Genomic DNA, 18,762 nt, shown 5'->3' with positions numbered 1-18,762 from the left:
TAGTATACTATCAGATACTAGCTTTTTTGTTTTGCTTCGCCTCCCCTGTTCTTCTTTCAATTTCCTGTAGTATAATTTGCTGCTCAATTTCCTTAATAGTATATTTATCGAAATCACCTATGTTTTGACAAACGAGTTATATCAAAAAGCGATCAAATTTGCAGGGGAAAAACACGCTACGCAAAAAATTCCCGGATCTGAGGCAAATTATCTGGTTCATATTTCTAATGTCGCTATGGAAATCCTAATGGCATATAGTGCACAGAAAAATTTCAACATCGATCTCGCAATTCAGGCAGCAATTTTGCACGATGTAATCGAAGATACTGACACCACCTATGAAGAGGTAAAAAAGAATTTTGGAGGTTCAGTAGCAGATGCTGTATTAGCGCTGACCAAAAATGTGAGCCTTCCTGATAAACGGGATCAGATGAAAGATAGCCTATCCAGAATAAACAAGTTATCAAAAGAGGTAGGCATGGTGAAACTCGCAGATCGAATCACCAACTTACAATCCCCTCCTCCTCATTGGAAAAAAGAAAAAATACAGGCATATCATGAAGAAGCAAAATTAATTGCGGATACATTGACAGAAAAAAATACTTATCTTATGACTAGATTACTAGAAAGAATAGAAGCATACCATCAATATCTATAAATCTTTTTTGTAACGAATACTATCTAATTATAATCTTCTTAAAATTATTAATAAATCTAACCCTTTAAAAAAATGGATGATTTACAAAAAATCATGCAAGAATACTACACTGTTCTTGACCAACAAAAATTTGTAGAAGACACCCTTGATTATTCTATATTCGAAAATCAAATTCCTTTTTTGGACCAAATGGCAAAAGTAAATAATAGTGGAATTACTGTTTTTGACCTTTTTCAGAAAAGACATATTTATTCTTCACGTAACTTACAGGATATTTTTGGATATGATACCGAAAAAGTAAAAGATACGACTAATGAATACAGTAATTCCAGAATACATCCTGATGATTTAATGCAATTAACCGCACATGGTATTGCTCTATTAAAATTCATGTATTCCATCGCCCCGGAAAAAAGAAAAGACTATAAACTACAAAATGAATACAGGGTCCTCAACCACGAAAATCAATATGTTCGTGTTATAGAACAGCATATGGTCTTAGAATTAGATACGCTTAATAATTTTTGGCTAGCTCTTAATGTTATGGACGTATCTCCCAACCAAGAAAGTTATCCCGGAATCAAAAGTCAATTGATAAACAGTAAAACTGGGGAAGTTTCTTCTGTAAAAGAACAATTTCTTAAAAACAATACTACAGATCTGCTCTCTAAGAGGGAATCTGAAATTCTAATTTTGGTAAAAGAAGGTTTTTTGAGTAAAGAAATATCTAATAATCTGTCAATTAGTATTCATACAGTAAATACACACCGTCAGAAAATACTCAAGAAATTAGGAGCGAACAATTCTTTCGAAGCAGTTGAATATGCCTCCCGTTTAGGCTTAGTATAATATAAATACTGATTAATCAGTATTGCGGTTCCTTATAAAGAAAGATAGTTTTGATATCAAAAAAGTAAATGAATATTAAAGCTTTCTTTCTTTATGTACTACTCTTTGCTTTGGCTCCATATTGTGTTTTTTCGCAGGAACTTACACAAAACATTAAGGGAACCATCATTGACGAAGTTACCCAAACCCCGCTACCCTTTGCTACAGTAGTATTAGTCGGTACAGATCCTGTTATCGGAACAACCAGTGATATTGATGGTCAATTTTTGTTTGAAGATATTCCTGTAAAACGATATGATATTCAGGCTTCTTATGTAGGATATGAACCTGTTATTATCCCTGAAGTTTTAGTAACCAGGGCTAAAGAGGTGGTACTGACATTCAAACTAAGAGAAATGGCTGCCAGCTTAGACGAGGTGGTTATCAAACCGAGAATCCAAAAAGAGAAGGCATTAAACGCCATGGCTACTGTTAGTGCCAGAATGCTCAGCGTAGAAGACGCTAATAAATATGCCGGAGGATTTGATGATCCGGCACGACTTGCTTCTGCTTTTGCTGGAGTAGCCAGTAGTGTCAGTAGTAATGCAATTGTGATTCGTGGAAATGCTCCCAAGTTTCTACAATGGAAAATTGAGGGGATAGAAATTCCCAATCCTAATCATTTTGCAGATCTCAACTCTTTTGGAGGCGGTGGATTAAGTGCTTTAAGTAGTAACTTACTGGCGAATTCCGATTTCTTTACCGGAGCTTTTCCCGCAGAATATAACAATGCCCTTTCTGGTGTGTTTGATATTCGTATGCGATCAGGAAACAGTGGTAAGCATGAACATAGCGTACAATTAGGATTGATTGGAATCGACGTGGCTTCTGAAGGTCCTTTAAGTAAAAACAGCAAGGCATCTTACCTGTTTAATTATCGATATTCTACTCTTAGCCTTATCTCTCCTATTCTTCCAGAAGGAACAGAAGGAATAAATTATCAGGATCTGGCCTTTAAATTTAAATTTCCAACCAAAAAGGTCGGTACTTTTTCTCTTTGGGGAATCGGACTCATCGATAAATCCGGGAATGAAATAGAAGAGGTTGTTGCCGATCGTCAGTATTATGATGATATCGAAGATGAAGATGCCAGACAATACATGGGAGCTGCCGGAATCAATCACAAGATTATGCTCTCGGATAAAAGCTTTCTTAACTCTACCCTAGCGATAACAAATAATGGGCTGGATATAGAAACAGACCGGTTAAACAATGCTCAGCACCTGGTACCTCAAAGTACGATTGATAATCGCTATTATAACATTGTTTTTAAATCATTTATCAAAACAAAGTTTTCTAAAAAGCATGCTAATAAAACCGGGGTTACTGCCACCAGAATGGCTTATGACTTATCGCTTAAAGATGCTCAAAATACAGGGAACCCGCTAAATACCATTGTTTCTGAAAACGGATCTAGTAACCTGCTGGCTTTCTTCTCTAATTCCAAGTTTTCTGCACAAAACTTTACCCTTAACCTCGGTATAAATGCTCAATATTTTACCTTAAATGACAATTATACGATAGAACCGAGAGTTGGACTTGCTTATCAACTGCACAAAAACCACGAACTGAGTATCGGATATGGATTACACAGTAGACTGGAACCTATTAATTTCTACTTTATAAAACCACAAACTGCTAATGCTGCTGTGACGAATAAAGAGCTTGATTTTACAAAAGCACATCATTTTATTCTTGGATATGACTGGAATATTAATGAGCACTTGCACCTAAAAATAGAACCTTATTATCAGTTATTATATGATATTCCTAGTATAGAAAACAGTAGTTACTCACTTTTAAATTTGCAAAATGACTGGTTTATTACCGATACTTTTACCAATTCTGGAGAAGGAAAAAACTACGGAGTTGATGTAACTCTGGAACGGTATCTCGATAATGGACTATACTATATGTTTACCGGGTCTATATTCGAATCAAAGTATAAAACTGATCTAAACGAATGGTATAATACCCGATTTAATAAAGGATACTTAGTAAACGCTCTAATCGGAAAAGAGTTCCCTATGGGAAAAACCAAACAAAATATACTGGGAGTAAACCTGAGAGTAGGACTTCAAGGAGGAGAAAGACATTCTTTAGTTGATGAAGAAGCTTCTCTAAATGCAGAGAAGGTAATTTATGATGAGACCACTCCATTTACAGAACAGGTTGATCCTTCTTTGGTTTCTCATATCACTGTCAATTATACTTGGAATAAAAAGAAATCATCTCAACAATTGTCACTAAAAATTATAAATGCGAATAAAAGTGAAGAATTTTTCGGGCATCGCTACAATTTTAAACATCAGACCGTAGATGAGCAAAATGAAACCATCATGATTCCTAATATAAGCTATAAACTCTCTTTTTGATTTTTTACATATACCCTGAGTGCTGTCTATGTTGAATTGCAATAAGCCTATTTGACGCAGGCGGCACTCCTTCTTAAGCTTCTGAAATAATTTTTCTGAGAGGAATCGGCATCTCTACCCCTTCTGCCAGAAAGCGCTTATGTATATTTTCTTTCAGTTTGCATTTCATTTTAAACTCTTCAAAAGGTTCGGTTATCCATACATAAGCACGAACATGAATATAAGATTCATGTACATCAATCACCCGTACTTCTGAAGCATCTTTTACTTCATTACTAAAATCCGCAATGTATTCCAGTTTATTCGCCTCCTCCAAAATGATTTTTCGCACCAGATCCAAATCTGCATTAATCCCCACTTTAAAATTATTAAAACTCAAAACCTTACTATCCTCGATTGTATGATTCAGGATAGATTCTGTACTAATAATGGAATTAGGGATAATTAATCGTTTATTCTCAAAGGTATTTATCACGGTATGTCGAAGCGTGATATCTACAACAATACCTACTCGCTCCAAATCCAATTTTATATAATCCCCAATTCTGAAAGGCTTGAAGATAACGATAAACATCCCCGCAATAAGGTTAGAAATCGCTGCCTGCGCTGCAAAACCTATAATTGCTGCAAGAATTCCTGCCCCTGAAAAAATTAAACCTGCTTGTCTTCTTAGAAAAGGTACTGTGCCTATTACAATAATAAAGGCGATTATAAAAAATATAAATCGCACCGAATTACTGACAAATCGCAAGCTGGTCACACTATACCTGGATTTTTGCTCTTTTTTATTCAGAAAAAGCATCAGCATTTTCCTGAAAACTATTGAAATTCCCCAGCTAATAAAGAAAATAATGAAACTGTATAGAATAATACCTTCTATACTATCTACATCTATATATTTTTTAATAATCTCTGTCAAAACATCACTTCTTTATGGGATATTCACTCCCTGAGATTCTACTATTCCTAGATCGTATCAAAAGACTTTTTCTTTCTAAAAAAGAGAAGTTTGCTCTCCATTATCTTCAGAAAAATCATCATCAAGCTCTATTGTTTCTCCATTTGCTGCTCCTGCCGCTTCATCTTCTGTAGCTTCTTCCGCATCAGGAACATCTGCTTCCTCTTCCGGCAATTCATATGGCAATGGATCCAGCAAGTTTATCTGTTTTATTTTTTCTGTTGTCAACTGATTCCCTAGTGCTTTTAATCCTTTGATAGCAATAAACTCTTCCAGGTTTACTTCCCAGTTTGGTTTTTGGTCTTTTCCTCTGATTTTAGAATAAACTACTTCGGCAATAGGTCTGTAATCCGTAGAAACGATCTCCATTCTCGATTTTGGATGGTCTGTAATAAACAGATCTTCTCTGTCAGCACTTTCTATCAGGAAACGTTTCACATAATACCGTTCTTTATCCCCCTCCCAATAAATAGCTGAAATTGGCTTTTTAGGTTCCCACTTTTCTAATACAATCATATCAGAATCAAAATGCAAGGTCATTTCTGGTACTAAGGTTTTGATATATCCTTTCTGAGTAACAATTAACAAGCGGTCCTCTCCTTTAAATTCTCCTAACAACTCTCCTCTTCCATCAACATTTAATCGCTGTACCGTATCATCAAACCATATTTTTCTCGGTTTTAAGGTAGAAACTCCTTGTTCTTTTAATTCTATTCGTTTGATATTATACTTAGTTACTACATTCCCTTTTACGCCTCTTCCTTTGATCAACAAATCGGCAAAGTTAAGGTCGAATTTCAGTTTTTTGATACTTCCTGCTTGTCGTAATAAAATGGTTACTACTTCAGCTTCTCCATTTGGATTTGCAGAAAAATAGGTAACCTTAGAACCTTTTTTTCCTTGTGTAAGATCGTATTCTTTATCTCTGGTTACTCCTGTTACTGCGAATCGTTTCACATAGGATGTACCTCCTCGCCCATCCTGATAGATCATATTATAGATGGTTCGTTTATCTTTTTTCTTAAAGACTGCTACGTGAATAATATCCTTACCGACAAAAGTTTTGGAATCAACTCGAGTAATCATCATTTTTCCTGACGCCATAAAACAAATTACATCATCAATATCCGCACAATCTGCAACATACTCATCTTTCCGAAGAGAAGTCCCTACAAATCCTTCTTCTCTATTCACATAGAGTTTAGTGTTTCGGATTACAACCTTAGTTGCTTCGATATCATCAAATATCTTCATTTCTGTTTTTCGCTCTCTTCCTTTTCCGTAAGTATCTTTTAATCTTTGGAAATAAGAAATCGCGTATGCTACCAGATGTTCCAAATTGTGTTTTACCGCTGCAATATCTTCTTCTAATGCCTCGATACGTTGCTGTGCCTTATCAATATCAAATTTTGAGATTCGCTTGATTCGGATTTCTGTAAGACGAACAATATCTTCTTCTGTAACATCTCTTTTCAGATGTGTTATATGTGGTTGCAGCCCTTTATAAATAGCAGATATAACTCCTTCCCAGGTTTCTTCTTCTTCTATTTCCCGGTAGATGCGGTTTTCTATAAAAATTCGCTCTAAAGAAGCAAAATGCCACTGTTCCTGTAATTCATTTAATTGAATTTCTAGTTCTTGCTTCAATAATTCTACTGTATTATCAGTAGACCTTCGAAGCATTTCTGATACCCCAATAAAATTAGGTTTATTATCTTCAATTACGCATCCCAAAGGAGAAATTGATACCTCGCAATTCGTAAATGCATACAATGCATCAATTGTTTTGTCAGGAGATATTCCAGAAGGCAGGTGTATCAATATTTCGACTTCTGCCGCAGTATTATCTTCTATCTTCTTGATTTTTATCTTGCCTTTATCATTTGCTTTAAGAATAGAATCAATCAGAGAAGTCGTAGTGGTAGAAAAAGGAATTTCTGTTATGACCAGGGAATTCTTTTCGTGCTGTGCTATTTTAGCTCGTACTCTCGCTTTTCCTCCTCTATTCCCATCATTATAGTTTGTAAAATCCGCAATCCCCGCAGTAGGGAAATCCGGATATATCGTAAACTTTTTCCCTTTCAGATGTTTTATAGAAGCATCGATTAATTCTATAAAATTATGAGGCAATACTTTGGTACTCAACCCTACTGCAATTCCTTCTGCTCCTTGTGCTAATAGTAAAGGGAATTTTACCGGTAAGTTTATAGGTTCTTTTTTCCTCCCATCATATGACAATTGCCAGTCGGTAACTTTGGGATTGTACACAACATCCAATGCGAACTTAGACAATCTGGCTTCGATATACCTGGAAGCAGCCGCCCTGTCTCCTGTGAGAATGTTCCCCCAGTTTCCCTGCATATCGATCAATAAATCTTTTTGACCAATCTGCACCATCGCATCTGCGATACTGGCATCTCCATGTGGGTGATACTGCATCGTATGCCCGACTATATTGGCAACCTTATTATACCTACCGTCATCCAGGTCCTTCATAGAATGAAGAATCCTTCGTTGTACAGGTTTTAACCCATCTTCGATAGCCGGAACAGCACGTTCCAGAATTACATAAGAAGCATAATCCAGGAACCAATCTTTATACATTCCGGATACCTTGGTTATCACTTCTTGTTGCTCTTGATGCTCCGAAGATTCTGAAGGGTTATATAATTCTTCGTGTTCGTGTTCGTTTTCTATATCCATATACTATAATGCCCTCACTTTAATAATTATGCTTCATCTTCCGGGGTATCTAATTCCACTTTTAGATTATCAATGATAAACTCTTGTCGCTGTGGTGTATTCTTACCCATATAGAACGACAATAACTCTTCTATTGACTTATCTTGATCCAACATTACAGGATCTAATCGTATATCATCTCCGATAAAATGTACAAATTCATCAGGAGAGATTTCCCCAAGTCCTTTAAATCGTGTTATTTCAGGTTTTCCGGATAGTTTATTGATCGCTGCAATACGCTCTCTCTCGGAATAGCAATAAATCGTTTCTTTTTTATTTCGTACCCTAAAAAGTGGTGTTTGCAATATATACAGATGTCCTTCTTTGATCAGCTCCGGAAAAAACTGCAAAAAGAAAGTTATCAATAATAAGCGTATATGCATTCCGTCGACATCGGCATCGGTAGCGATCACAATATTGTTATATCGCAAATCTTCCATTGATTCTTCGATATTGAGCGCCGCCTGAAGCAGATTAAATTCTTCATTTTCATATACAATCTTTTTAGTCATATTATAACTATTCAAAGGTTTCCCTCTAAGACTAAAAACCGCCTGCGTATTTACATCTCTTGATTTCGTAATGGAACCACTCGCCGAATCTCCCTCCGTAATAAACAAGGTACTCTCCAGGTTTCTTTCTTTTTTACTATCCGAAAGGTGAATTCTACAGTCTCTTAGTTTTTTATTGTGTAAGCTTGCTTTTTTAGCTCTGTCTTTCGCTAGTTTCCGAATTCCCGAAAGCTCTTTTCGCTCTCTTTCTGCTTGTAGTATTTTGCGCTGTAGTTTTTCTGAAGTCTCCTGATTTTTATGTAAGAAATTATCGAGATCTCTTTTTACAAAATCATTGATATACGTACGCACGGTAGGTAAGTCTCCTCCCATCTCCGTAGACCCTAATTTTGTTTTTGTCTGACTTTCAAAAACGGGCTCCATCACCTTAATGCTGATCGCAGAAACTATTGATTTTCTTATATCACTCGCCTCGTAATTCTTTCCATAAAATTCGCGAATTGTTTTTACTACTGCCTCTCTAAATGCTGCCTGATGGGTTCCTCCCTGGGTGGTGTTTTGCCCATTGACAAAAGAGTGGTACTCCTCGCTATACTGAGTCTTACTATGCGTTAGGGCAACCTCTATATCATCTCCTTTGAGGTGAATAATATCATACAGTCTGTCTTCTTCCTTGATACTTTCTGATAATAAATCCTTTAATCCATTTTCCGAAAAATACCTTTCTCCATTAAAGACAATGGTCAACCCCGGATTCAGGTATACGTAGTTTTTCAGCATTTTTGCTACATACTCTAACCTGAACTTGAAGTTCTTAAAAATCGTTTCATCAGGAACAAAAGATACTTTGGTTCCTCTCCTTCTGGAAGTTTCGTCCAGGCTCTCCTGATTCGTCAGGTTTCCTTTTTCGAATTCTGCCGAAGCTGATTTTCCATCCCTGGTTGATTCTACTCTAAAATAGGTGGATAATGCATTTACTGCTTTGGTACCGACTCCGTTTAGTCCTACCGATTTTTTAAATGCTCTGGAATCGTATTTTCCTCCGGTATTCATCTTTGATACCACATCGACAACTTTTCCTAATGGAATTCCACGTCCGTAGTCTCTGACAATCACTTTGGTACCTTGTATGGATATTTCAATTATTTTACCGGCTCCCATCACATATTCATCGATAGAGTTATCCAGTACTTCCTTGATCAAAATATAAATCCCATCGTCTGCCGATGAACCATCTCCCAACTTTCCTATATACATCCCGGGACGCATTCGAATATGCTCTTTCCAATCCAGGGATCGTATATTATCCTCTGTATACTTACTTTTTTGACTCATATATTTTTAGGTAGAATGCTTGCTAATATAAGGTTTCACCTAAAGAATTAAAATAGTGTTCTTACAAAGTAATTAACAATTATTCCCTCTTTTTTGTTGATTATTTGAAACAGAATATCTTACCTTTTCCCGCATTACTTTCTACAAATAAAAAACTAAAAGTCTCCTTCATTATTGTCTTTCTTTTACTACCTTAGTTTGGTACTAGAGGAGCAACATTGTTTGTTGTTACAAGCCGATTCTTTTTTACTGAGTATGCAATATTATAATTAGTAGGAATACCGGTAGTATCAAAAATAGTATTCTCCTAATTTTATTAATCCTTTAATTTCACACATAATCATGAGTATCACCCTAAAACAAGCCGAAAAAATTATTGAAGTTGCCAAGCAAAAATCTATTGACTTAGACACAAAGATGAATATTGCTATTGTAGATTCTGGAGCGAATCTATTGGCATTCGTGCGCATGGACGGAGCCTGGATTGGTTCTACTGATATTGCTCTCAAAAAAGCAAAAACAGCTCGTTTATTCGATATGAATACTGGTAATATCGGTGCCTTATCCCAGCCCGGAGGCACTCTGTACAATATAGAACATTCTAATAATGGACTGATCACTTTTCCTGGTGGAGTTCCTATCAAAAATCAGGAAGGAGATGTCGTTGGTGCTATTGGTGTTAGTGGTAGCACTGTAGAAAATGATCACGCCGTAGCAGAAGCAGGAGCTAATGCATATAGCACTGCTCCGGTACTACAATAGAAACGTTCGCTAATAAATAGTAAAAACCCCTCAGGTATGATCAATGCTTGAGGGGTTTTTAAGTATTCTCCTGATCATCAAATGAAAATATTTAATTTTTAGTCATTAAAATAACATTCATTAGTAGATAGAAAACGGCATTTGGGATAGCAGGATTCAAAAAAACTCTTATCGCATACCATAAAAGGAATAAAAACTACAAAATCTCATTATCCCCATAATTATCACTTAATTTTAGCTTATAAAAAGAATCGATGATTAAGTTTTGTATTTTGGGCAATAGATTTTAATAAAAACAGATGACGATTTCCCGAATTAAAAGGAGATTGTATCCTCAAAATGACCTAATGAGTCATTTTAGTTTTTAACTATTTTCTCTGAACTATGAAAAACACAAAGAACAAACGAATGAAACAACTAATCATTCTCTCTGTATGCCTTTCTATGGTATATAGCTGTAACTCGGAAAAAAATACTTCTACTAAGGAGGAAACAACTCCAAAAGAGGTGGATACTCCCAAAGAAACACCTCCTGTTTCAGATCTTGCTCAATATGTAAACCCCCTGATCGGAACTAAAAATATGGGACATACTTTTCCTGGTGCTACAGCTCCTTTTGGAATGGTTCAGCTAAGCCCTGAAACAAATCAGCAAGCCATGTTCAAAGAAGATGGCAGCTACAATAAAGACACGTATAAATATTGTTCTGGATATCAATATGATGACCAAACCATTTTTGGGTTTAGTCATACTCATTTTAGTGGTACCGGACATTCTGATCTTGGAGATTTTCTGGTAATGCCAACTACGGGAGAACTTACCTTGGAACCAGGGAAAGCGGAAACTCCTAAAAGTGGTTTTCATTCTCAGTTTGATCACGCCACAGAAAAAGCAACTCCAGGGTATTATGCTGTAGATTTAGCAGACTATGGAATCAAAGCCGAGTTAACAGCTACAGCCCGTGTTGGTTTTCATCAGTATACATTCCCAAAATCAGATAATGCTCATATTATTCTGGATTTAATTTCCAATATATACAACCACGATGATAAAAATGTCTGGACCTTTGTCAGAATTGAAAATGATTCCCTGGTGACCGGATATCGTCAGACCAATGGATGGGCACGAACTAAAAAAGTGTTTTTTGCCATGCAGTTTTCAAAACCTTTTCATAGTTATGGTCATAAACGATATGAAAAAGTTATTTATAACGGATTCTACAGACGCTTTAATGAAGAGGAGAACTTCCCTGAAATGGCAGGAAAAAATATACGAGCTTATTTTAACTTTAAAACAGAAGAAAACGAGAAAATAAAAATAAAATTTGCCTTGTCCCCTGTTAGCACAAATGGAGCTGTCAAAAATCTGGAACAGGAAATTCCACACTGGGAATTCGACCAGGTAAAACAAGAAACAAGAGATAAGTGGAATACTGAGCTTTCCAAAATACAGGTCAAGACAAGCACTAAGGAACAAAAAGAAACATTTTATAGTGCACTGTATCACACCATGCTAGGACCTATTATCTACGAAGATGTAGATGGATCTTATAGAGGACTGGACCAAAATATCTATCAATCTGAAGGATTTACGAACTATACGATCTTTTCTTTATGGGATACCTATAGAGCACTGCATCCACTGTTCAATATTACACAACCTTCCCGAAACAATGATATGATCAAGTCTATGATAGCACATCATGATCAAAGTGTTCATAATATGCTTCCTATCTGGAGTCATTATGCGAATGAGAATTGGTGTATGGTAGGATATCATTCTGTATCAGTTATTGCGGATGCGGTTGCCAAAGGAACCACAGATGTCAATTTGAACAGTGCTTTGACCGCAGCAACTAATACCGCGACAGTTCCTTATTTTGAAGGTCTTGATAGTTATATGGAAAAAGGATATGTACCAGAAGACAAAAGCCCCTACTCTGTTTCCAAAACATTAGAATATGCTTATGACGATTGGTGTATTGCCCAAATTGCAAAAAAGAACAACAATCAGAAAGTAGCTGATCTCTACACCAAAAGATCTAAAAACTATCTTCATGTTTATGACAAAGAGATCGGATATATGCGCCCTAAATTATCTGATGGAAGCTGGCGCCCAAAATTCGATCCAATAAATACACATGGACAAGGTTTCATAGAAGGGAATGCCTGGAATTACGGGTTGTATGTTCCTCATGAAACCGAAAATATGATTCGTATCATGGGAGGAAAAGATGCTTTCTCTCAACATCTGGACAAAATATTTACCACTGAGATTGAAGATAAGTATATTGAGAAAAATGAAGATATTACCCGCGATGGAATTATTGGTAATTATGTACATGGCAATGAACCCGGTCATCACATTCCTTATTTATACAACTGGACGAATGATCCCTGGAAAACACAAGCACGTGTACGAATGATTCTGGATACCATGTATAGTAATGGTGTAGATGGTTTATGTGGAAATGATGACGCAGGACAAATGAGTGCCTGGTATGTATTTAGTGCATTAGGTTTCTACCCTGTTAACCCAGGATCTGATCTATATGCAACCGGAAGCCCAATGATAGAAGAAGCAGATATCTATCTGGAAAACGGAAAAAAATTAACAATTAATACTGTTAATCAAGGAAAAGAAAATGTTTATGTATCCAAAATAGAGATTAATGGTAAAACTTTAGAAGGTACCAACATCCGACATAAGGACATAACAAACGGAGGCATTATTACTTTTCATTTAAGTAACACCCCTAAAAAGTAATCATATTTTTTTATTTTTTTCCCTTTTCGTATCTATTCACAGGTATGGGAAGGGATTTTTATTTTTATGATTTACCGTTATAACGTATCTTCTTTAGGTTATAGTTCCCTTAAAAAAGGACAAGCTGCACCACCCGATATTGATTAGCAACTCATTATTAAGATTTTAACAAAAAAAAACCTTATTAAATAGATTTCTAAACAAACTGTTAAAATAAGCACAAAAGACTCATAAACAAAACATTAAAAGTGTACAAATCATAAAAATTGTGATTAAGTTGCTGTAAAAACAACTTAAAACCACATGCTATGAAAACCCTGTTTCAATTTATTGATTCGATAAAGAAAGAGTATCCAGATTCGGAACTCCCTTTTCTAAAACGACAATTAAAACGAGTACAATCGTCAAAACCCTATCAGGGAATCCGTATTCTTCACAATATCCCCTTTACTAAAGAAACCATTGTCAAACTGGAGGTTTTATATGCTGGCGGAGCAGATGTTACGGTAATTTCCCCCTCATTTATGGAAGTAGATCCGACTCTGGTAGCTTCATTTATTGATGCGGGAGGCATATGGAAAGACGCTCTTACTCCTAATGATTCTTTCGACATTCATTTAGACTGCGCAGCAGAGTTACTAACTCATAAACAACCAGCCATAGGTACCGTAGAGATTACAGGTACCGGAACCAATAAATATAAAGCAACTACCACATACCCTGTTATCTCTGTGGATCAAAGTGCTATCAAGATGTTAGAAGGAGTACTAGGAACAGGGGAAGCATTTATACGAGCTTTTAAACAACTTGCTACAGAAGAAATACATAATAAGCATTTCATGATATTCGGGTATGGAAAAGTAGGGAAAGGCATTGCTCATTATCTAAAAAAAGAAACTCCTCATATAACAATCGTAGAAAATGACCCGCTTAAGGTAGCACAAGCCCAACAAGCAGGGTTCAATGGATTAATTGCCCGGGAAACCACTCAAGTACAAGCGGCAGCAGATAAAATGGATGCAATTGTCACAGCTACCGGAGTTAGAAATGTAATTTCAGATACTTATGACTCTACATTCTTCGCTTCTAAATATCTGGCCAATATGGGAGGTGAGGATGAATTCGGGACCGCTTTTGCTACAGAAGATGTGCTGTGCAATAAAATGCCAATCAATTTTTTTATAGAAAAACCAACACTGATGCGGTATCTAGATCCTGTTTTTTATGCTCATAATTCAGGAGTCGACCTCTTATTATTTGCTAACTTAAAAAATGGGCTCCATCCTTTTCCTGCTTTTATAGCAGATGAAGTTGTAGAAGAATGGAAAACACTCTTTAAGGAATCAATTCCTTCTTAACTTTTTTTCAAAATAACTATCTCTTAAACAAACAAATCAGCTTACTCTTATGAAAACCTTACGTAAACTTGTCAAAGACTGCGATTTAATTGCTGTCAATAAAGGGAAATGTCCTATGCTATTAAAAATAGCAACAGAGTATAAAAACAAGTATCAAATCAAGCACAAACATCATCGATACCGGGATAAGATGTGTCAGAAAGCAGGCGTATTAATTGCCGATCTATTCGAAAATGCTGTACACAGCCCTTTTGATCCAATGGTACAGGCAGCATATACTCAATTAGCGGAAGAGGTCGTGTCTCAATTCTCCTTTCTGAAATCCAAAGAGAATATTGTTTTCGAGCCATATACAGGAGAAGGAGAACCATATGCTGATAGTTTTGAAATGTTAAAAGACATACATCAACATCATCTGTACTTCTTTACTACTTCTTCTGGTTTTGGAGAAGATACCCTTCCTGAAAGTAGTATTATGCTACAAAAAACAGGTATCTATATCGATGATTACGAATTGGTGATCAACGATATTTTTAGAATTGTTCATGATATTTTCGGGCATGCCATGGAAGGTTATGGATTTGGTCCTATTGGAGAGGACTACGCTTGGTTCGAACATCTCAAAATGTTTTCTCCTCTGGCAGCTGCTGCCCTTACTACAGAAACCAGAGGTCAAAATTGCTGGGTTAATTTTGGTCCTCATATGAGAGATGCGAAAGGTAATTTACGTTCTAAAGAAGACCCTAAGTGGCTTGCTCCTAATAAACGCCCTTTTGCCGAACAAAAAATGGCTTTATTACCTGAATATGTCAGCGGAATACAAATTACCAAAGAGAATACAGAATTTAAAACCTCTTTATTTGATTTTTGGGATCCTTGTCTTAGTCTAAAACATGATGCATGGAAACAAGCTTATACAACGCCTATTTAGAGACAACCTATCAGATCAGTCAGGGTAGCCTTCCTATTTCTCTAAAAATAGGACATAAAAATGGGAGGTTTAAAAAATGGTGCGAGGAAAAAAAAGTACTTTCCTGGGCAATTATAACTGCATACAACCCTTATTCTATGCTGTGTTCCAATGTAGAAAACGAAAACCGGCAACAGATACTCAAAACTTATTTGGTTCAAAATAAGCTTTGTAGTATTAATGCTCTGGGGGTTCCTGCTGATGCTAACTGGGAAGCTGAAAAAAGTCTTTTTATCTATAACCTAACTATTGATAAGGCAAAACAAATCGGGAAGCTTTTTGAACAAAATGCCATCGTTTATGGTAATATTCTCACCCCTCCCCGATTATGTGTTCTCGTGACGTAACCCCCTAATAACTCAAGAAGTGTTTTAGCAAACACTTCTTGAGCTTACTAAAGTATTGTGATTATGTTATGGAATAGTAATCATTCCTTCAAACCAGTATGTATCGTTTTTTTTTCTAAACATATAAATTCGATTCCATCCTTCTAGCCTAAAAATATTCTCTTGAAACTCATAACTGATTCGTACAATGGAATCGTCCTCATAAACCGTATATGATCTGTTATTTAACTCATTCTTATTGTATAATCGGTCTCTGTAGTTCTTATATACTAGCCAGGCAGGGAATCGTTGTTGGTCTGCTCTCTGATTACAGTCTACACAATCAATCGTATCTAGTGAATGTGCTAACAAATATGCTACATCTCCTGTTTCTATTTTTTTTGTAAAAACTTCCCAAGCCTGATGTTTTTCACTGCTAATATCAGACCGACAAGAGCTAGTTGTTATCCATAGAAGACAATAAATACCAGCAAGCTTTATACAATCTTGTATTCTCATAATTTCATGGAATTAACAGCTACTAACTAAGTCTACTTACATGACTTTTGTAGCCAGATATCTTTGCACTTCATAAATATCAATACTCTTATTAAATTTTTTGCTCACTGTGGGGGTATTCTCACTCGATATCCAGATTTTTAGTTCTGCATCCAAATCAAATGTCCCTGCTGTCTCGAGAGAAAATCTGGAAATGTTTTTATAGGGTAAGAACTTATATTCTACTTTGCTACCTGTAAGCCCTTGTACATCTATTAAGATTAAACGCTTATTCGTAAACATAAACACATCTCTCAGCAGCATAAATCCTAATTCTATTTCTTCCTTTTCAATAAGGAGTTGTCCATATTTTTCCTGAAGTTTATCAATAGAGACTTCGCTGGCATTCCCTAACAATTTATTTAGTATTCCCATTTTTTTGATTGTTTAGCTACTAAAATAGTAAAAGAAAGCGTATGATTTCAACCAATAGGAATTATCGTGGAGTCGATCAATAAGTAAGGGTTATACGACTTCTTTTAACTCTCTGATATAGTGAGAAGGACATACTCCTACATTCTTTTTAAATATTTTAGAAAAAGAAGAAGCATTAGAGTATCCTACATCTTTTGCTATTGCATCTAACGAGTGTTTCCTTAATCGAGGTTCTTCCCGCAATGCTTTCATTATATATTGAATACGTAAATTATTAATATACTCTTTTACTGTTTTTTCTGTATGGTGATTTATTATTTTCGAGACATATGAAGTATTACTTCCTAGCTCTTTGGCTATATAATTAAGGTTAAAATCATCTCGTAAAAATGCTTTTTCCTTTTCTAGTTTTGTAAGCCCTTCTATAACCTTTTCTACAATCTCTTTTTTAATGTTCAACTGCATGGTTTGTGGTGGGGATACTTCCTCCTTTAGATTAACTACTTCTGTCTCTTTTATCCTGGTTTTCCCTGCTAAAAGCTCTTTCTCTTTCTTCTTTTTCTTTTTTGAAATTTCGGTACAACAAAAGCGCCCAATGACTATTAATAAAAGTATTAATCCTACAGCAACAATGATCTTATGTTGAAACCAAAATGACTTCTTTTGCTCCAACAATAACAACTCATTTTCTTCCTGTATCTGTTTTAAGGCTAAAAAATTAAGTTTATCCAAGCCTTTACTTTTTAAGGTGTCTAGTTTACTGTTTTCGATTAAGGCCAGGGCTGAAAAATTATAGGCTTTTTGTAGCTCCTGTAGCTGATGGTGTGCATTGGCTAATAATGTATAACATTCCAACTTTAACTGATCATTCCTTGCGTATTTTTCATTTTTTTTCAGGAATTGATTGCCGTAATAGATAACAGAATCTGGTTTTTTTAATTTATCGAATGTTTCTGCTATTAGAAAATCTATTTTTTGGTCCGTAAAATGTCTGATCTCTATCAAGGGGATTTTTTTTGCCCTTTTAAAATATGATAGCGCTTCTTTCGTATTTCCTTTATGTTGTGCAATAACGCCTTTATTAATAAAATTCAATTGTTTGGTATAAGCTTCTTGCCCCTTGAGGTCTTTAGCTTGTTCAAAGTGTTTTTCATAATATATCTCTGCCGAATCAAGATCTGTCTGTTGCTGAGAAACTTCATAGTTTTTTATATATAAATCTCCCAAAGCCATATAAATAGATGGGATTGAAAGATTGCTTAATAAACTTGTGGCATCATCAAGCAAAATATTATGTAAAGTTGTTATTGCTTCTTGATACCTCCCTAATTCTTTATATATCAATGCTGATTGATACAATACGGAGATTGCTGATCTTTTCGAGGGGGGTTCTTTAGTCGCTTTTAACAACTTCTTATTCATCTCTATATATTCCAGTGCTTTTGTGTAATTCCCTAAGCACTTTTCTATATACATCAGCCTGCCTAGAACATGGGATTTTAATCGCAAATAGCATTTTTCATCTTGTATTTTATCCAGTTTTCCCAAAATATTTTTGCATAGCTGTTTTGACGCTTCACAATCTCTCGAAAAATAGATAGCATTCGCTTCGAACATTACTCCATCGACATATTGACAGGATGAAGTTGCAGTTTCTTGCATCTTTTTGGCATAATGCATTGTACTGTCATTATGTATTCTGTAAAATTCATCTGTTTTTTGACGCCAATAGGAGTACTCCTGGGAGTCTTGTTGTCCGTGTACAGAAAAAAGAATCAAAAAAGGAATAAAATACAATTTGCTCATGGAGGGGTTATTAATTTCTGTGTACAAATAATTTTATAATGTTTTTTTACGTGTCACTTACTTTATAAATGATTCGTTAGCTGCTCTATATACTAATGTCTTCAATCAGAAAATTGTTACAGGCTTTCTCTTATTTTTATGGGTCTTTTTAAAGCCTATTCTCTAAAAATTATCTCTTTTGATCATCGGGAAGTCTCCAAATATCAACAGCATCTACTTTTACAACAAATAAACAATGGTTCAACCTTTTATTCGCCCCAATAGAAGACTTGATACCTTTTTTAAAACTCTGTTTTACTATCTAATAAGGGAATTTTTTCTATTTTTTTTCTGAATCGTATCGAAACGTATCTGATAGATTTCTCATGTATAC

The 18,762-nt window shown here is 35.5% G+C and carries 14 protein-coding genes; 8 read left to right on the top strand and 6 right to left on the bottom strand.

What is annotated here, in order from left to right; translation table 11 throughout:
• Window positions 1–124: 124 nt before the first annotated feature.
• The 3 genes from HN014_RS16485 to HN014_RS16475 all read left to right on the top strand — a co-directional run bounded on the left by HN014_RS16485 (window position 125) and on the right by HN014_RS16475 (window position 3,921).
• Entirely contained in the window at window positions 125–658 is a 534-nt protein-coding gene (locus HN014_RS16485) for an HD domain-containing protein (RefSeq protein ID WP_176029948.1), read from the top strand.
• A 72-nt stretch (window positions 659–730) separates the two neighbouring features.
• Window positions 731–1,507, top strand: coding sequence for a LuxR C-terminal-related transcriptional regulator (locus tag HN014_RS16480; protein WP_176029947.1), 777 nt, complete (start codon window positions 731–733; stop codon window positions 1,505–1,507).
• 68 nt (window positions 1,508–1,575) lie between these two features.
• Window positions 1,576–3,921 (top strand): TonB-dependent receptor, encoded by a 2,346-nt coding sequence (locus HN014_RS16475; protein WP_176029946.1) that lies wholly within the window; start codon window positions 1,576–1,578, stop codon window positions 3,919–3,921.
• Between the two features lie 73 nt (window positions 3,922–3,994).
• Here HN014_RS16475 and HN014_RS16470 read toward each other — a convergent pair whose 3' ends face one another.
• The 3 genes from HN014_RS16470 to HN014_RS16460 all read right to left on the bottom strand — a co-directional run bounded on the left by HN014_RS16470 (window position 3,995) and on the right by HN014_RS16460 (window position 9,468).
• Window positions 3,995–4,840, bottom strand: coding sequence for a mechanosensitive ion channel family protein (locus HN014_RS16470; protein WP_176029945.1), 846 nt, complete (start codon window positions 4,838–4,840; stop codon window positions 3,995–3,997).
• A gap of 75 nt (window positions 4,841–4,915) precedes the next feature.
• Window positions 4,916–7,582: a DNA gyrase/topoisomerase IV subunit A gene (locus tag HN014_RS16465; protein ID WP_176029944.1), complete on the bottom strand. Its 2,667-nt coding sequence runs from the start codon at window positions 7,580–7,582 to the stop codon at window positions 4,916–4,918.
• Window positions 7,583–7,608: 26 nt separating this feature from the next.
• Window positions 7,609–9,468, bottom strand: coding sequence for a DNA topoisomerase IV subunit B (locus HN014_RS16460; RefSeq protein ID WP_176029943.1), 1,860 nt, complete (start codon window positions 9,466–9,468; stop codon window positions 7,609–7,611).
• A gap of 342 nt (window positions 9,469–9,810) precedes the next feature.
• Here HN014_RS16460 and HN014_RS16455 point away from each other — a divergent pair, with 342 nt between their 5' ends.
• The 5 genes from HN014_RS16455 to HN014_RS16435 all read left to right on the top strand — a co-directional run bounded on the left by HN014_RS16455 (window position 9,811) and on the right by HN014_RS16435 (window position 15,671).
• A complete protein-coding gene (locus tag HN014_RS16455) occupies window positions 9,811–10,230 on the top strand; it encodes a heme-binding protein (protein ID WP_176029942.1) in 420 nt (139 codons plus the stop codon).
• 408 nt (window positions 10,231–10,638) lie between these two features.
• A complete protein-coding gene (locus tag HN014_RS16450; protein WP_254884026.1) occupies window positions 10,639–12,996 on the top strand; it encodes a GH92 family glycosyl hydrolase in 2,358 nt (785 codons plus the stop codon).
• 308 nt (window positions 12,997–13,304) lie between these two features.
• Window positions 13,305–14,354, top strand: coding sequence for an NAD-binding protein (locus tag HN014_RS16445; protein ID WP_176029941.1), 1,050 nt, complete (start codon window positions 13,305–13,307; stop codon window positions 14,352–14,354).
• 49 nt (window positions 14,355–14,403) lie between these two features.
• Window positions 14,404–15,285, top strand: a complete 882-nt coding sequence (locus HN014_RS16440) for a hypothetical protein (RefSeq protein ID WP_176029940.1) — start codon at window positions 14,404–14,406, stop codon at window positions 15,283–15,285.
• The gene (locus tag HN014_RS16435) at window positions 15,255–15,671 is read left to right on the top strand and encodes a DUF3293 domain-containing protein (protein ID WP_176029939.1); all 417 of its coding nucleotides are present in this window, start codon (window positions 15,255–15,257) and stop codon (window positions 15,669–15,671) included. The genes HN014_RS16440 and HN014_RS16435 overlap by 31 nt, the downstream gene beginning before the upstream one ends.
• Before the next feature lie 66 nt (window positions 15,672–15,737).
• Here the strand turns inward: HN014_RS16435 and HN014_RS16430 are convergent, their stop codons facing one another.
• The 3 genes from HN014_RS16430 to HN014_RS16420 all read right to left on the bottom strand — a co-directional run bounded on the left by HN014_RS16430 (window position 15,738) and on the right by HN014_RS16420 (window position 18,389).
• Window positions 15,738–16,169: a hypothetical protein gene (locus HN014_RS16430; protein WP_176029938.1), complete on the bottom strand. Its 432-nt coding sequence runs from the start codon at window positions 16,167–16,169 to the stop codon at window positions 15,738–15,740.
• Window positions 16,170–16,205: 36 nt separating this feature from the next.
• A complete protein-coding gene (locus HN014_RS16425; RefSeq protein WP_176029937.1) occupies window positions 16,206–16,583 on the bottom strand; it encodes a PH domain-containing protein in 378 nt (125 codons plus the stop codon).
• 90 nt (window positions 16,584–16,673) lie between these two features.
• Window positions 16,674–18,389, bottom strand: coding sequence for a helix-turn-helix domain-containing protein (locus HN014_RS16420; RefSeq protein WP_176029936.1), 1,716 nt, complete (start codon window positions 18,387–18,389; stop codon window positions 16,674–16,676).
• Window positions 18,390–18,762: the final 373 nt, after the last annotated feature.

Origin of the sequence: Aquimarina sp. TRL1, assembly GCF_013365535.1 — a bacterium.
In the GTDB taxonomy this organism is placed as follows: domain Bacteria; phylum Bacteroidota; class Bacteroidia; order Flavobacteriales; family Flavobacteriaceae; genus Aquimarina; species Aquimarina hainanensis.
Note: the sequence above shows the minus strand (reverse complement) of the source record. Positions and strands in the feature narration are given on the sequence as shown.

Excerpts from the sequence above, each read along its gene's own strand:
- HN014_RS16480 (WP_176029947.1), top strand. The coding sequence starts at position 731 with ATGGATGATTTACAAAAAATCATGCAAGAATACTACACTGTTCTTGAC.
- HN014_RS16475 (WP_176029946.1), top strand. The coding sequence starts at position 1,576 with ATGAATATTAAAGCTTTCTTTCTTTATGTACTACTCTTTGCTTTGGCT.
- HN014_RS16465 (WP_176029944.1), bottom strand. The coding sequence starts at position 7,582 with ATGGATATAGAAAACGAACACGAACACGAAGAATTATATAACCCTTCA.
- HN014_RS16460 (WP_176029943.1), bottom strand. The coding sequence starts at position 9,468 with ATGAGTCAAAAAAGTAAGTATACAGAGGATAATATACGATCCCTGGAT.
- HN014_RS16455 (WP_176029942.1), top strand. The coding sequence starts at position 9,811 with ATGAGTATCACCCTAAAACAAGCCGAAAAAATTATTGAAGTTGCCAAG.
- HN014_RS16450 (WP_254884026.1), top strand. The coding sequence starts at position 10,639 with ATGAAACAACTAATCATTCTCTCTGTATGCCTTTCTATGGTATATAGC.
- HN014_RS16445 (WP_176029941.1), top strand. The coding sequence starts at position 13,305 with ATGAAAACCCTGTTTCAATTTATTGATTCGATAAAGAAAGAGTATCCA.
- HN014_RS16440 (WP_176029940.1), top strand. The coding sequence starts at position 14,404 with ATGAAAACCTTACGTAAACTTGTCAAAGACTGCGATTTAATTGCTGTC.
- HN014_RS16435 (WP_176029939.1), top strand. The coding sequence starts at position 15,255 with ATGGAAACAAGCTTATACAACGCCTATTTAGAGACAACCTATCAGATC.
- HN014_RS16430 (WP_176029938.1), bottom strand. The coding sequence starts at position 16,169 with ATGAGAATACAAGATTGTATAAAGCTTGCTGGTATTTATTGTCTTCTA.
- HN014_RS16425 (WP_176029937.1), bottom strand. The coding sequence starts at position 16,583 with ATGGGAATACTAAATAAATTGTTAGGGAATGCCAGCGAAGTCTCTATT.
- HN014_RS16420 (WP_176029936.1), bottom strand. The coding sequence starts at position 18,389 with ATGAGCAAATTGTATTTTATTCCTTTTTTGATTCTTTTTTCTGTACAC.